Below are 13,037 nucleotides of genomic sequence, written 5' to 3' on the forward strand. Positions count from 1 at the left end.
ACCAGCAATTGGGTTCAAGGCTTGAGGTTGAGGATGTCGCGGGCTTGCGATGGGCTTGCGATGGCGCCACCCAACTTTTCGATGATGTCGCGAGCCCGCTCGACAAGTTCGCCATTGCCTTTTGCGAGGACGCCTTTGGCGATGTACGAGTTATCTTCGAGGCCCACGCGGACGTGTCCGCCAAGCAGATAGGCTTGTGCCGCCATTGGGAACGACATCCGCCCGACGCCAAAGCCGGTCCAAGCGGCGTCGCGCGGCAACATACGAGCGGCGGTCGCCATCGCGTCCGTTGTCGACGGGAGGCCATATTTGACGCCGGTGACGATGGTGAACATGGCAGGCGATTTCAGCACACCGGCCTTGAGGAGATCGTGAGCAAGCTGGATGTCGCCCGTGTCGAAAACCTCAAGTTCAGGCTTTGCGCCGGTGCTCTCGATGATCTCTGCCATGACCTTCACGTTGCCAGGGGTGTTGATCACGACCTCGGCCCCGAAAGTCATGGTGTTCAGGTCGAGCGTGGCAATGTCGGGCTTCAAGGCCACGATGTGTTCGACCCGTCGCTCAGGCCGCATCAACGTGGTCCTGGGACCGGCAACGGCGGGATTTTCATCGCTTGGGTGATACCGACCGCCGGGGCCCGTGGTGACGTTGAGGATGACTGCATTGTTCTTCGCGCGGATCCGTTCGATGACCTCGCGATAGTACGCAATCTCCATCGACGGCTTTGCCGTTTCGGGATCGCGGACATGGATATGGACAATAGCCGCGCCCGCGTCCGCTGCTTCGAGACAGGAGTTGGCAATTTCCTCAGGTGTCACCGGCAGACCCGGGTGATTTTCGCGGGTCGTGAGATTGCCGGTAACCGCACAGGTGATGAAAACGTTCTGTTGCATCAGAGATGCCTCCCTCCGTCGACGACGATGCGGGTGCCCGTCGAGAATTTAAGATGCGTTGCACAGGCAAGGATGGCCTCGGCCACGTCGGTCGGCGTGGTGAGACGCTTCAGGGGCGTTGCGGCTGCCGCCTTATCCTTGAACTCTTGGCCGCGGCCGGGAACGAATTCGGTATCGACCACGCCCGGAGAGATAGCCATGACCCGAACCGCTGGAGCGAGGGCGCGGCCGAGCGAGTTCGTCATAATGTCGAGACCCGCCTTTGCGCCACAATAGGCGATGTTCGATCCGATGCCTGTGAAGGCGGCAATCGACGACACGTTGACGATAAGTCCCTGGCCGTGTTCCGCCAGTGCCGGTGCAAAGGCTCGAATGGTCGCAAACACCCCTCGCCAGTTGCTCACGAAAACCTGGTCGATGATCTCGTCGGTGAGTGCGTCGAGATCGGCATGTGGAACCGGCTTTGTCACGCCTGCGGCATTCACGAGGATGTCGGCACGCCCGCAAGCGGAAAGGGCCGCGGCACAGAAAGTCTGGATCGATGAAGTATCCTCGATCGAGACCCTAAGCGCGATATGGCCGCGTCCCGGCAACGCCTCCGCGATCTCACGCGCCCTGGCCTCCCCGGATCGATAGCCGATCACGACTGTGGCACCGGCTCGGGCCAGCAGGCGGCATGTTTCGCTGCCGATACCGCCGGACCCGCCGACCACGATCGCGACCTGACCCTTGAGGGTGTCGAATTGAACGTTCTCACTCATTGTCAGGCCTTCGTTCCAGAGATTGGCGGGATGGGATATGTCGGGTCACCTTCGAGAAGCTTGAATGTGTATTCGCAGGTATAGAAAGGCAGCTGCTCGCTGGGATAATTTGGATGCGGCTCAAGATGCTCGACGAAGTCGCCCACGATCTGAGCCTTCGCACCGAAGACGACGTCGGTTACGAGAGCTTCCTGGGTGTCGGAGAAAATCTGTGTAATCAGCGTCTTGTGACCAGGTGCTGAGACAATGAAGTGAATGTGGGCGGGCCGCATCGGATGCCGCTTCTGCGCATGCAGCAAAACGCCGACTGGGCCATCCGTCGGGACGGGATAGCCCGCGGGCTTAACCGACTTGAAGCGGAAGCTTCCTTGCTCGTTCGTATGGAAGACGCCGCGCAGATTGAAGTCGTCCTGGTCACTGTCCTGGTTTTCGTAGAGTCCCACGGGAGAAGCCTGCCAGATGTCGAGCTTGGCACCCGCGACAGGCGCTCCATCGATATCGACCACGCGACCGGAGAAGAACAGCGTCGGTCCCGGCGTCTCGGATCGGGCGATGCACTCGCCGTCGACACATTCTGGCGCGTGGCCACGATAGAACGGACCGAGAAGTGCCGACATGGTCTCGCCCTGCATGCCGTCATTGTTGATCAGATCGATGAGGGTCGACGCGCCTAGAACATCGGCGGCCAGTACCACCTCGTTGTTGGTCTCATGGGTGTGGTGGCCGAGCGCAGCGATCCAGCGCAGCCCAAACTCAAACTCTTCTTCGGTCGGACGCGTCTCGATGATGAATTGGTGAAGATGGTTGATCAAGGCATCCGTGATCGCCTTGAGGCGCGGATTGGTCGTTTTCGCCATTGCGGTCAGTACCGTTGGCGTCACGTCCGCGATCGTCGCGATCAGCCGGGGTTCGATGGTTACGTGTTGCATTGCTTGTCTCCTCCTGTGTGCTGGCGCGGCCGCTTATGCGGCGACGTGCGCCGTCCGTTGCAGGGATTGCAGATGGGGGTATTTTTCGGTCAGCAGAGACCCGTGATAATAAGTCTGCGCGAAAGCATCGGTTGCTTTGATGTTGCGCAGCCAAAGATCGATCTGGGGCGCATCAGCCCAGAGATGGCCGAGGTTGATGTCGTCCATCCGAACGATCACCGGAATGATGGCGATATCAGCGAGGGTCAGTTCAGCGCCCAGCAGCCAAGGGCCGCCACATTCGCCCAGCCAATGGGCCATGCGGTCGATCCCTCGCTTCAGCCGCCCGAGTGCTTCATCCATTTCCGACTGCGGAAAGCCGGTTCGCCCCATTTTCAAGAGGAACTCGCGTCGCAGCGGCTTGCTTTCACAAACGGCGAGGAACTCCTCTTCCGTCATTGCCTGGTAATGCGGCAGAAAGGCCAGGTTGTATGACGGAACACGTACGGCCGGTGTCAGAACTTCGTCGATGAAGCTCATCATTGCCCGCATCCTCGCCACTTCTATCGGAGGCCGCGGACGCAGTGGCGCGACATCGCCCAGAATATCTTCGAGATATTCCATGATGACGGCGGAATCGACGACGGGCGTGCCGTTGTGAACCAGCGTCGGAACAACACCATTCGGGTTGATCGCGAGATATTCGGGCTTCAGTTGGTCGCCCCTGAACAGATCGAGTCTGTGCTCCTCGAAGGCCCTTCCCTTGGTGTGAAGCGTGTAGCGCACACGCTGACTGCAGGTCGATTGTGGCGCGTTGTAGAGTACGAATTCGGACATGACTTTCTCCTCCTGCCCCTTGGGCAAGTCCGTCACCATGGTGTTGATCGGTTATGGGACTGTCGTCAGTCCCAGTTCAAAATCCGGGGAAGCTTGCCTTTCTTGGCAAGAGTTCCCACCAGGCCGAGAGGGAAGAAGACAAGCCCAAGCGCCATGATCAGACCCGTTCCGAGAATGTTGAGTTCGGAGGCACCCATTGTCGCCACGAACAGTTCGTTGAGCGCGACGATGGCGACAGCTCCAATGACTGGTCCCGCGATCGTGCCCTTTCCTCCGAGAATGCACATCAGGACCATGTTGGCCGAGATGCCGATGATCAGGAAAATGTTGGGCCGCAGGTAGGTCAGGTACTCACCCCACACCGCTCCGGCCATGCCAACGAAGAAGGCCGACAGCGCGAACGCCAGTACCTTGTACAGCCGCGTGTTTATCCCGGCACTTTCCGCCTTGATCTCATCCTTGGAGATGGCGCGGAGACCAAGACCAAACTTTGAGTGCTTGATCCTGTAGCTTGCCCAGACCGTGAAGGCGGCAATGGCGATAAACGCGTAGTAGTACGGCAGTTTGGTCCATTGAGCCGATAGACTGTTCGAGGGCAATGTCAGGCCATTCGTGCCGCCAATGAATGCCCAGTTGTCGAACAGGATCCGCGCAATCATCAGCAGTGCGATCGAGGAGATAATGAAGCTCGGCCCGCGTACCCGCAATGTCACGAGCCCGATGAGATAACCGACCGCCGCTGCGATGAGGCCAGCCAGGGGGGCCGTCACGATCGTTGAGATACCGTAGCGGGCAAGCAGCATTCCGGCCACGTAGCCACCGATGCCAAAGAAGACGCTATGGCCGAGGGAGATATAGCCTGCAAAGCCACCCAATATGTTCCATCCGGAAGCCATCGCGACAAAGGATGCAGCAAAAAGCACGAGATGAAGGAGGTAGTTGAAATTGCCTGCGAACTGCAAAAGTGGCAGTGCAATCAGGATGGTGAGCAGTGCAAGCGGAAACCAAGTGGCTCGCGTTTGATCGGCCTTCAGCGCCAGTTTCTCGTTATGCGCACGCCGGGCTTCAACCACGCTGTTCGTGCTTGAGTGAGGGAATGTGACCGTCATTACGCCATCTCCGGTTTTTCGCCGAACAGGCCCTGTGGCCGGACGAGCAGGACAATGAAAAGTGCGAGGAAGAATGTCATCGTCGACCATGTCGCGCCGATCCAGGTGCCGACGAAGGCCGCGACGAGCGACAGGCCCAGGGCTGCCACGACGGTGCCGAGGATGCTCCCCATACCGCCGAGCACGACGACAGACATCAGCATAGCGATCCATTCCCAATGCTTGGCCGGGAAGAAGCTGAAGACGAAGCTGACAAGCGAACCAGCGGCGCCTGCGAGACCGATCCCGATAGCGAAGGCGAGGATGCTGATCGCGTTGACGTTAACGCCCAGCAGTTCAGCGGCTTCGCGGTTCTGTGTCGTGGCGCGGATCGCGTAGCCAAGCCGCGAGTATTTCAGGAAGAGCGTCAGACCGCCGATAATCAGCAGCGAGACAATACCGGCGTAGAGCTGACCCTTCGGAATGAAGAGATCGCCGATGAAGATCGCATCTGTCGCGTAGGCCGGAGACGTAATGCGCTGCGTGTTCGTAAACATGCCGCCGAGCAATCCTTCTGCCATCGTCGCCAGCGCGAAGGTCAGCAGCACCGTCATCTCGGAATATTTCGCGTTCTTGGCCTCGCGCTCGAAGAGGAGTTTGTAAAGCACCACCCCGACCGCGGCCATTGCGATCGAAGCAACCGGCACCATGAGGATGGGATCGAGGCCGAGGAGTTTGAAAGCCCAGTAGGCGATATACGCTCCGCCGATGATCAGAGCCGGATGTGCAAGGTTCACGATCCGCATCACGCCGAAGACCAACGACAGTCCTGATCCCATAAGTGCTATGACGCCGCCGAGCGCGAGCCCGAGCACCAATATCTGGATAAATTGAGCCATGTTGTTCCCCTTTCAGGCGGCAGCTTTCTTGCCACCAAGGTAGAGTTCCCGGATTCGAGGGTCGGCGAGAATGTCTTTCGCGGGCCCTTGAAATAGGGTTCGTCCGAGATCGAGCACGACGCCCCAATCGGAATTCTTGAGCCCCATCAGGGCATTCTGCTCGACGAGCAACACTGTGATGCCGTCCGCCGACATCATCTTCATGATGTCGAACATCTCTTGAATTACCTTCGGCGCCAGACCGAGCGAGGGTTCGTCGAGCATGACGATACTAGGCTTGATTATCAGCGTGCGGGCCATCGCCAACGTCTGCTGCTGGCCACCCGACATCGTCCCGGCGTGCTGATCAGCCTTCTCCTTAAGCATCGGGAAACGCTCCAGGATTTCGTCAACGCGCCGGTAAAGCTCTTTCTGGCCATCGAGAATGAAGCCGCCCATCCGCAGATTTTCTCGTACGGTCATCTTTGCAAAGAGAGCACGCTCTTGCGGCACGAAGCAGATGCCTTCCCGCAGGATTTGGTCGGGACGCATTCCGTTCAGTCTCTTGCCTTTTAAGATCACGTCGCCCTTGCGGATTTTGAGCATTCCGCAGATTGACTTCATCAGCGTCGACTTGCCCGCTCCATTCGGACCGATGATGCAGTGCACTTTGCCCGGTTCGACGGTCAGACTGGCACCATCAAGGATTGCCGGGCCATCGCCGTAGCCAGCGGTGATATTTGTGACTTGGAGGAGTTCCTGCATCAGGCCGCCTCCTCTTCCAACACGCCGCCAAGATAGGCATCGAGGACCTGCGCGTCCTTGCGCACGATATCCGGGGTGCCCGAACAGATGACCTTGCCCTGCGCCATGACCACGACCTTGTGGGATAGCCGCATGATGAGATCCATGTTGTGCTCGACGATAAGGACCGTGAGGCCCATTTCATTCAGCGCCCGAATCCGATCGACGATCTCTTCCATGAGCGTGGGATTAACGCCACCGGCAGGTTCGTCGAGCAGGATGATTTTCGGTTCCGACATCAAAAGCGCGGCCAAATCCATGAGCTTTTTCTGCCCGTAGGAAAGATTGTGCCCATCCTCGTAGGCGATGCGCGTAATCCCCAGAAACTCCAGGATCGACATCGCCTTGTCTTTTTCCTCGCGGCTGATTGCTGGACGGAAGAGCCCGCTAATTCCATTGACCTTCGACTGGACGATGACATTTTCGATGACCGTCATGTCGGACAGATTGCGCGATATCTGAAAGGTGCGACTAAGGCCCTTGGCCGTGATCTTATGGGGGCGCAGCTGCTCGATGCGCTCACCGTCGAGCCATATCTCACCGGACGTCGGCGTGACGGTGCGGCTGATGCAATTGAACGCGGTGGTTTTTCCTGCTCCGTTGGGTCCAATCAACGCTGTGATCGAGCCTTTCTCGACCGTGAAGGAAGCGCCGTCCACGGCTCGCAGCCCTCCATAGTACTTGCATAGGTTTCTGACCTCTAGCATCGCCCGATCCTCCTTCGTTCGCTGGCTTGGTTTGCGGGGCGGCGCGCGTCCGCCCCGTTCGAGGTTTTGTCAAAAGCCCGCCTTGGGATAGCTCAACGGGGAAACTCCCTGAAACTCGTCCTTGGGATAGACGAACTTCAGCTGCCCGCCCTGCCATTGCGTCATGATGTACGACTTGTCCTTCGCGAGGCCGCGATCGTCCCAGGAGAAGCGTCCAAGCACGGTCCGCACCGGGCTGTCCTTCGTACGCGCGTGAAGCCATTCGGCCATCTTCGCATTGTCAGTCGAACCGGATCCCGCAATCGCTTGCTCAATCCCCTGGCAGACAGCAAACGGGATGGCGCTGTCTTCGTCGGGGTCAACGCCATAGGCTGCATTGAAGGCCTTGACGAAGTCCTCATTGGTGAACGGCTTTCCTGCCAGCGTGCTTTCGAAAGGTGCATCCTTGTGCCAGTTAGCGTGCACCATGACGCCCTCGGCGGCGCTTGCGCCGACACCCTCGATAAACTCGTGTTGAGCGCCCTGGCTGAGGTAGACGAACTTCGGCGTCGCGCCGACTGTCTTAAGGGCACGGGTCAGCTGTACGGCCTCTTCCTCCGATGCCGTCAGACCGACAATCAGTTCGGCGCCAGAACGCTTGATGGAGTTGGCGAGGTTGAGCCAGTCATTGAACCCATCGTCCGGCCACTTTTCCTGCATGACGACGTCAATACCCGCCTCCTTGAGATATCCTGGCGCGAGGTCGGCGATCTGCTTGTTTGTCGCCGCGTCGACTACCTTCTCGCCAAGCAGGCCCGATGCGATCGCGTTGGCGAAGAAGTCGTCGGCGTGGACGATGGCAGCTGACTTCGGTCCCTGCCCAGCCGGGATCAGGTCCTTGATGACGTTGACGACGTCTTTTCCAGTGTATTCCGCGGCGCCAACCTGAAAATAGAAGAGGTTCTTGTATCCCTGCTCGTAGATGCGCAACGCACCGCCGGAGGGCACGGGGTGAACCATGTTATACTTCGACAGTATGCTTGCCACGGGATACGTCAGGCGGCTCGAGAACGTTCCGTAGACGGCATCGACCTTGTCGACGTTGATGAACCGTTCGTATTGATTGATCGCGGTTGCCGGGTCCGAACGATTGTCGCTGACAACGAGATCAACTGGACGACCGAGGATTCCACCTCCGTCGTTTATCAGTTTAGTGCACAGCTCATAACCGCGTTTATGCTTTTCGCCGCTGACGGCAAGGCCGCCGGTAATAGGTAGCGACGCGCCAATCTTGATATCGTCCGCATGAGCGGCTGGTGCATTCAACGCCAGGACAGTGGTTGCTAGAAGGACTGAAAGTTTCATCGAGACTCCTCCATTCTCCGAAACTTGCTGCGCAATCGATTGCGTACACGCTCGCCAAAAGCCGTAGTCCGACCGTGAAATATCACGGTCACCTCCATGACCTGCGGATTCAACTGAGTTACGCAATCGATTGCATTAGGAGGTAGCATACGTCTTATCATATCGTCAACAAATTCATGCAATCGATTGCTTAAATATCAGGAGTCGCTAGTATGACCTCCGTTGAAGGGTCGAAGTACATGCTAAAAAAACGCATCACATTGAAGGACATAGCACGCGAGACCGGGGTCCACGTGTCGACAGTCTCCCGCGCCCTCGATCCTGTGGAATGCAAGCACCTTACAGAGGAAGTCGCCAATCGAATTCAATCCGCGGCCAAAACGCTTGGTTACCGCCCCAATCGGATTGCCGCCGGGCTTCGCACCAATCGGACCATGACGGTTGGCGTAATTATCCCTGACATCACCAACGTCATCTTCCCCCCGATCCTGCGCGGGATTGAGAGTGTTCTCGAACCGCTAGGTTACGCCTCGATCATCGTGAATACCGACAGTGATCCAGAGCGGGAGGAACGATTGATAGACGTTTTGCGGGACCGAGGCGTCGACGGGGTTATTCATGCGGCCGTCCTGCGAAACGATCCCGCGATTGCAAAGGCGGCTGATGATGGGTTGCCCGTGGTGACATTGAACCGAAAGGTTGACGGTTCGCCAATACCTTCGATCGTCAACGATGACGATTCTGGGATCTGTCAAATGCTGCGGCATCTTCGGGATCTTGGTCATACGCGCATTGCCCACATATCCGGCCCTCAGGATTTGTCGACGGGCCAGCTTCGTTTAGCGGCCTTTCGACGGGCGGCCGATGACATGAACGTTGCGGTCAATGACGAATTGATCGAGGTTGCTTCACGCTTCGACGAGGCGGAAGGGGCACGTTGCCTTCTCAACCTGTTAGCCAAGGGCAAGCCATTCACAGCGGTTCTGTGCGCCAACGATCGACTTGCTCTTGGAGCAATTGAGGCATTGAGGGAGCGAAGCATTGGCTGCCCAGGGCAGATATCGGTCACCGGCTTCAATGACATGCCATTCCTGAACCTCGTTCAGCCACAACTTACAACCGTCCGCATACAGCAATTCGGCGCCGGAAAGGCGGCGGCGGGCGTCCTGCTGCAACTGCTGAACGGCGATAGCTCCGCTCCGAGGGAGACTATCTTGCCGGTGGAGCTTGTGGTCCGTAACAGCACGGGCTCTGCCCCAGAAATTCCCGCTTCGGTGTTGCCTAAACCCAACGACCCGGCTGGAGCTATTCAACAATAAATTGAGGAGCGCTCTGTGGCGAGAAACTTCTTTATACCGTCTAGAATTGGCAGCCCACAAATCGATGAACTCATCGGCCCAGCAAGAGGGCGCGTCCCAGACGGCATGATCAATCAAGCGGTCGCACCTTCGAAAGCGTAGCAAATGGTAGCGCCAGCAATCATCAGATCGTGAGTGTACTCTACATCCGCGTGAACCAGATACACCGCCGGCTATCTGGTGACAATGTACGTGTCCCTTCCATGGCCATCCTAACGCCCGCGAGCACCCTGGCCCCGGTTGACGATCCTTGATCATTCGTCCCAGCCATCATCCTTTATCTCCGTTGGCTTCTCCTCGCCCGTCAGCCGGGACGATCGATCGTGGGCGTCATGACGTTGCGCCGGCTGCTGTAGCAGCCGGCGCAGACATGACGGGGAGAGCTCAAACCGTGGTTGGCCGCACATCCGAAATAAAATACTAAGGCTGATCAAACGCGGTTTACCAAGTCTCGATCGATGCTACTAATTGGGAATGGGCTCTGACGCGAGTCGGATGAGGAAATCTGGATGGCAATCGAATTTCCGAAAGTTGTAGGGTGTTCCTCACTAGCATTTCTTGTGACGGTCACGGTCAATATGTCAGTCATTCCGTCTCATGCCGGCGAGCAAATCTTTGATGAATTACGCTTCGGAGCATCCGCATCGATACAGGGCGGCGGCGAGCACGAAGACGGTATCTTTCCCGAGGTGACGGTGTTCTTTGATCCCTTCGGTCAGGACTCCGCGACGGGCTTTGAGCAACAGCTTCTGCGCCCGCGCATCAATCTCGGCACCTCGATCGGCACATCGGGGGAAGCCACCCAAATCTTTGCGGGTCTCTCCTGGACTGCAAACTTCAACGACCAGGTCTTTGCCGAAGCCGGCTTCGGCGGCGTCTGGCACGATGGGGAGCTCGAAGGCAACACGGATGGCCCGAATCTCGGCTGTCGATTCCTCTTTCGAGAATCCCTGGGTGTCGGTTACCGCTTTGACCAACACTGGAATGTCATCGCCCAGGTTGCCCATTCGTCGCATGCCAATCTCTGCGATGGTCCGAACAACGGCATGACGCGCGCCGGTATTCAGGTCGGCTACAAGTTCTGAGCTGCCAGCGATTTTCTGCCGTCGATCACCAAAAGAAATTCAGGCCAATCTATCCGATAAGCTCGACCCGACAAACTTGAAAGTCCGCTCATGAGATACATTGGCGAAGGCCGTTTGCGCGAGCGCGCTTTTGGATAGGTCTACACCTCTGCGCTCTCGGTGCCCAGCACCAACAGGACAGTCATAGCTCCCTCAAGGCTGCTACCGAGCTTTCAGTGATGATATCCTCGACGACCGCAACTATCTCCGGAAGGAGATCGGTGCCTTCGGACATGACATATCAGTTTGACGCTGCCCCCACGCACGGCCCGAATGGTCGCGGCCATATTACCGGTCTGACCTCGGCATTCTCTGCTATCCGAAAAATGTGGATGGCTGGCGGTCCCGTGAAGGTGACGATGCTTACTTTCGCCATCGGCAGCACAAAGATTGCGTTATTTAGAAAAGCGCAAAGACATTGGCAGGTGCAAGGTCTGCTTCACGGCCGAATCCGGGCGCAAAGCTATTACAGGCGAAGACGTCCCTGGTCTTGACAGGATACGAGCTGTTGACCTTGCGTTCCGTTTCGTAAGTAAGTGATCTGACAAAGAATGTGTGGGAAAGACGGAACCGAGCTGAAACACTGAGACCGGCGCAAACCAAGACCGGGCTGGCCAGTTCAAGCGCAGTCGCCACGTCTTCATTCTCTCATTATCGACAGCAGGCCCAACCTCCATCCCATCAGCTTGGCGAAATTCGCGCGACAGCTAACCTGATGCCTACACCCCATCAGCGCAAGTTCTTCAGTGAATCCGCGTCTGCAGACTGACGGAGTCGCGGCGGTTGGTCTTCACCCGATCGCCCGCTCGCTTGGGCACCAGCGATGGCGTCACCGCCACGCAGTTATGCGCAAGTTCGATGAATTTTAAGATATCCCCCTCATGGTTCGCCCTCGCCAAGCATGGGCCCTGCTGCGGCCCATCCGGAGCAATCCGCCGATTCAGCTTAGCGCGGGCCACCTTCACTCCACGAACATACAGTATAGAGCGGCGGCGGCCCGTATTATATCTCGGCTTCTACGCGTTAGAACCTATCCAGTTTCGCAGTAAGTAGTCTCCGAACAATGGAACCGTGAAAGCTATGTCGGCATATGAAGGGCTGTAGATCATCCTTTTTTATGATACTGGCCCGCAAAGGCCCGAGCTTGGTAGGCGGCTCTTTCATCATCTCTGCAACGTCGCCGGATTTGGAAGGCCCCTCGCCTAACTTAGCCATGGCGAAAACGTATTCACGTTCGCGCGGCGTCAGGCGGTCAAAGCGTACCCTAAAAACCCATCGTCAAGTCTTTGAAGGGCTCGCTGGGATGACTGATCCACGTCAGCAGCATCTATCGGCGACTGATTGGCGGTATTCCAAGCTTGATAACCCCATTCCTGGAGAAAATATGTATAGCCTTGGGTCTTCGTGACGACAGATTGCAATGCATCAACTTTTATTTGCTCACCTTCCTCCTCAATCGGGTTCTTGATAGCTAGCTCCGCCGAATTTCGATCAAGTGCCCCCACTGAGGGATAGGTAAACAAACGCTCCGCATAAGACTTCGCATCGCCGGAAAGAGCAGCCACCTGAGGCAAGCCAGCGCCGAAAAACAGCACCGGTAGGCCTTTCTGATTTATCCGATGAATCGCAACGATTAGTCCAGCGTAGTCCTTTTCATTGATGTATTGGATTTCGTCGATTAGGAGCGTCCAGCCGCGTTCTGCAGCCTTCGCCGCCTCCCCGACCCTCACAAAAAGCTCTGCAAGGTCACATTCTATGTTTCCGCTATCGGCCGTTCCTGTTTCGGGATCCACTGACAACGCGAAATCGCCCATCTCCACTTTGAATATTGACGCGAAACTACGAAGCGCTCGCATTACACTGAAGGCACTCGCTTTCGCTTGGTCGATTACACTTACTTTGCGAAGGATTTGATGGATGCACGGATAAAGAAGTGTTGGAAGAGCAACTCCTTCTGGTGCTTCCACCAAAGAAGTCAGGTGCCCATACTCTTCAGCTATCTTTTCAATTTGGTTTAACAAAACTGTCTTGGCGACGCCGCGGAGCCCAAGCAGTATCTGATACTGGGCGGGCCTGCCGCGAATAGCTCGTTGGACAGCTATGCGTGCATCTTCTAGAATTTTGTCCCGTGCAGCGAGTTCCGGTGGCTGTTATCCGGCACCTGGTGCAAACGGGTTGCGAACTTCATCCCATCACTTATATCCAGTTTAGACGGTTCTAGGGTGAATGTCTTATAACTATGAACTGCACCCCAATTCGACCGGACACTCAGCATAAGCAGGAAGGCTCAAGCACAGGCTTGAGGATAGGCTTATGTCTAACGAGTTTCGACAGG

The 13,037-nt window shown here is 57.0% G+C and carries 11 protein-coding genes and 1 pseudogene; 2 read left to right on the top strand and 10 right to left on the bottom strand.

What is annotated here, in order from left to right:
* Window positions 1-14 precede the first annotated feature (14 nt).
* From FHX16_RS27075 to FHX16_RS27115, 9 genes are all read right to left on the bottom strand, one after another.
* On the bottom strand, window positions 15-893 hold the full coding sequence (locus tag FHX16_RS27075; protein WP_183864020.1) for a 3-keto-5-aminohexanoate cleavage protein: 879 nt from the start codon (window positions 891-893) through the stop codon (window positions 15-17).
* Window positions 893-1,654, bottom strand: a complete 762-nt coding sequence (locus FHX16_RS27080; RefSeq protein WP_183864019.1) for an SDR family NAD(P)-dependent oxidoreductase — start codon at window positions 1,652-1,654, stop codon at window positions 893-895. Before FHX16_RS27080 ends, FHX16_RS27075 begins: the two co-directional genes overlap by 1 nt.
* Before the next feature lie 2 nt (window positions 1,655-1,656).
* Window positions 1,657-2,583: a dioxygenase gene (locus tag FHX16_RS27085; protein ID WP_183864018.1), complete on the bottom strand. Its 927-nt coding sequence runs from the start codon at window positions 2,581-2,583 to the stop codon at window positions 1,657-1,659.
* A gap of 33 nt (window positions 2,584-2,616) precedes the next feature.
* Window positions 2,617-3,399, bottom strand: a complete 783-nt coding sequence (locus tag FHX16_RS27090; RefSeq protein ID WP_183864017.1) for a glutathione S-transferase family protein — start codon at window positions 3,397-3,399, stop codon at window positions 2,617-2,619.
* 65 nt (window positions 3,400-3,464) lie between these two features.
* Window positions 3,465-4,508: a branched-chain amino acid ABC transporter permease gene (locus tag FHX16_RS27095; protein ID WP_183757806.1), complete on the bottom strand. Its 1,044-nt coding sequence runs from the start codon at window positions 4,506-4,508 to the stop codon at window positions 3,465-3,467.
* The gene (locus tag FHX16_RS27100; RefSeq protein WP_183864016.1) at window positions 4,508-5,386 is read right to left on the bottom strand and encodes a branched-chain amino acid ABC transporter permease; all 879 of its coding nucleotides are present in this window, start codon (window positions 5,384-5,386) and stop codon (window positions 4,508-4,510) included. Before FHX16_RS27100 ends, FHX16_RS27095 begins: the two co-directional genes overlap by 1 nt.
* A 12-nt stretch (window positions 5,387-5,398) precedes the next feature.
* Complete coding sequence (locus FHX16_RS27105) at window positions 5,399-6,130, bottom strand: ABC transporter ATP-binding protein (protein WP_183864015.1); 732 nt, start codon at window positions 6,128-6,130, stop codon at window positions 5,399-5,401.
* Window positions 6,130-6,876 (bottom strand): ABC transporter ATP-binding protein, encoded by a 747-nt coding sequence (locus FHX16_RS27110; RefSeq protein ID WP_183757800.1) that lies wholly within the window; start codon window positions 6,874-6,876, stop codon window positions 6,130-6,132. Before FHX16_RS27110 ends, FHX16_RS27105 begins: the two co-directional genes overlap by 1 nt.
* A gap of 69 nt (window positions 6,877-6,945) precedes the next feature.
* Window positions 6,946-8,220 carry an amino acid ABC transporter substrate-binding protein gene (locus tag FHX16_RS27115; protein ID WP_183757798.1) on the bottom strand — a complete coding sequence of 425 codons (1,275 nt, stop codon included), beginning with the start codon at window positions 8,218-8,220 and terminating at the stop codon, window positions 6,946-6,948.
* Between the two features lie 212 nt (window positions 8,221-8,432).
* On the opposite strand from FHX16_RS27115, the gene FHX16_RS27120 reads away from it, so the two are divergent.
* Together FHX16_RS27120 and FHX16_RS27125 are read left to right on the top strand one after the other, a co-directional pair.
* On the top strand, window positions 8,433-9,539 hold the full coding sequence (locus FHX16_RS27120) for a LacI family DNA-binding transcriptional regulator (RefSeq protein WP_246712696.1): 1,107 nt from the start codon (window positions 8,433-8,435) through the stop codon (window positions 9,537-9,539).
* A gap of 548 nt (window positions 9,540-10,087) precedes the next feature.
* Complete coding sequence (locus tag FHX16_RS27125) at window positions 10,088-10,663, top strand: acyloxyacyl hydrolase (RefSeq protein ID WP_183757797.1); 576 nt, start codon at window positions 10,088-10,090, stop codon at window positions 10,661-10,663.
* 1,283 nt (window positions 10,664-11,946) lie between these two features.
* Here the strand turns inward: FHX16_RS27125 and FHX16_RS27135 are convergent.
* Window positions 11,947-12,828 (bottom strand): annotated as a pseudogene (locus FHX16_RS27135) (ATP-binding protein); the annotation flags it as partial.
* Window positions 12,829-13,037: the final 209 nt, after the last annotated feature.

It is taken from the genome of Rhizobium sp. BK661 (assembly GCF_024808825.1).
In the GTDB taxonomy this organism is placed as follows: domain Bacteria; phylum Pseudomonadota; class Alphaproteobacteria; order Rhizobiales; family Rhizobiaceae; genus Rhizobium.

Coding starts and splice junctions, on each gene's coding strand:
- FHX16_RS27075 (WP_183864020.1), bottom strand. CDS start 893: ATGCAACAGAACGTTTTCATCACCTGTGCGGTTACCGGCAATCTCACG.
- FHX16_RS27080 (WP_183864019.1), bottom strand. CDS start 1,654: ATGAGTGAGAACGTTCAATTCGACACCCTCAAGGGTCAGGTCGCGATC.
- FHX16_RS27085 (WP_183864018.1), bottom strand. CDS start 2,583: ATGCAACACGTAACCATCGAACCCCGGCTGATCGCGACGATCGCGGAC.
- FHX16_RS27090 (WP_183864017.1), bottom strand. CDS start 3,399: ATGTCCGAATTCGTACTCTACAACGCGCCACAATCGACCTGCAGTCAG.
- FHX16_RS27095 (WP_183757806.1), bottom strand. CDS start 4,508: ATGACGGTCACATTCCCTCACTCAAGCACGAACAGCGTGGTTGAAGCC.
- FHX16_RS27100 (WP_183864016.1), bottom strand. CDS start 5,386: ATGGCTCAATTTATCCAGATATTGGTGCTCGGGCTCGCGCTCGGCGGC.
- FHX16_RS27105 (WP_183864015.1), bottom strand. CDS start 6,130: ATGCAGGAACTCCTCCAAGTCACAAATATCACCGCTGGCTACGGCGAT.
- FHX16_RS27110 (WP_183757800.1), bottom strand. CDS start 6,876: ATGCTAGAGGTCAGAAACCTATGCAAGTACTATGGAGGGCTGCGAGCC.
- FHX16_RS27115 (WP_183757798.1), bottom strand. CDS start 8,220: ATGAAACTTTCAGTCCTTCTAGCAACCACTGTCCTGGCGTTGAATGCA.
- FHX16_RS27120 (WP_246712696.1), top strand. CDS start 8,433: ATGACCTCCGTTGAAGGGTCGAAGTACATGCTAAAAAAACGCATCACA.
- FHX16_RS27125 (WP_183757797.1), top strand. CDS start 10,088: ATGGCAATCGAATTTCCGAAAGTTGTAGGGTGTTCCTCACTAGCATTT.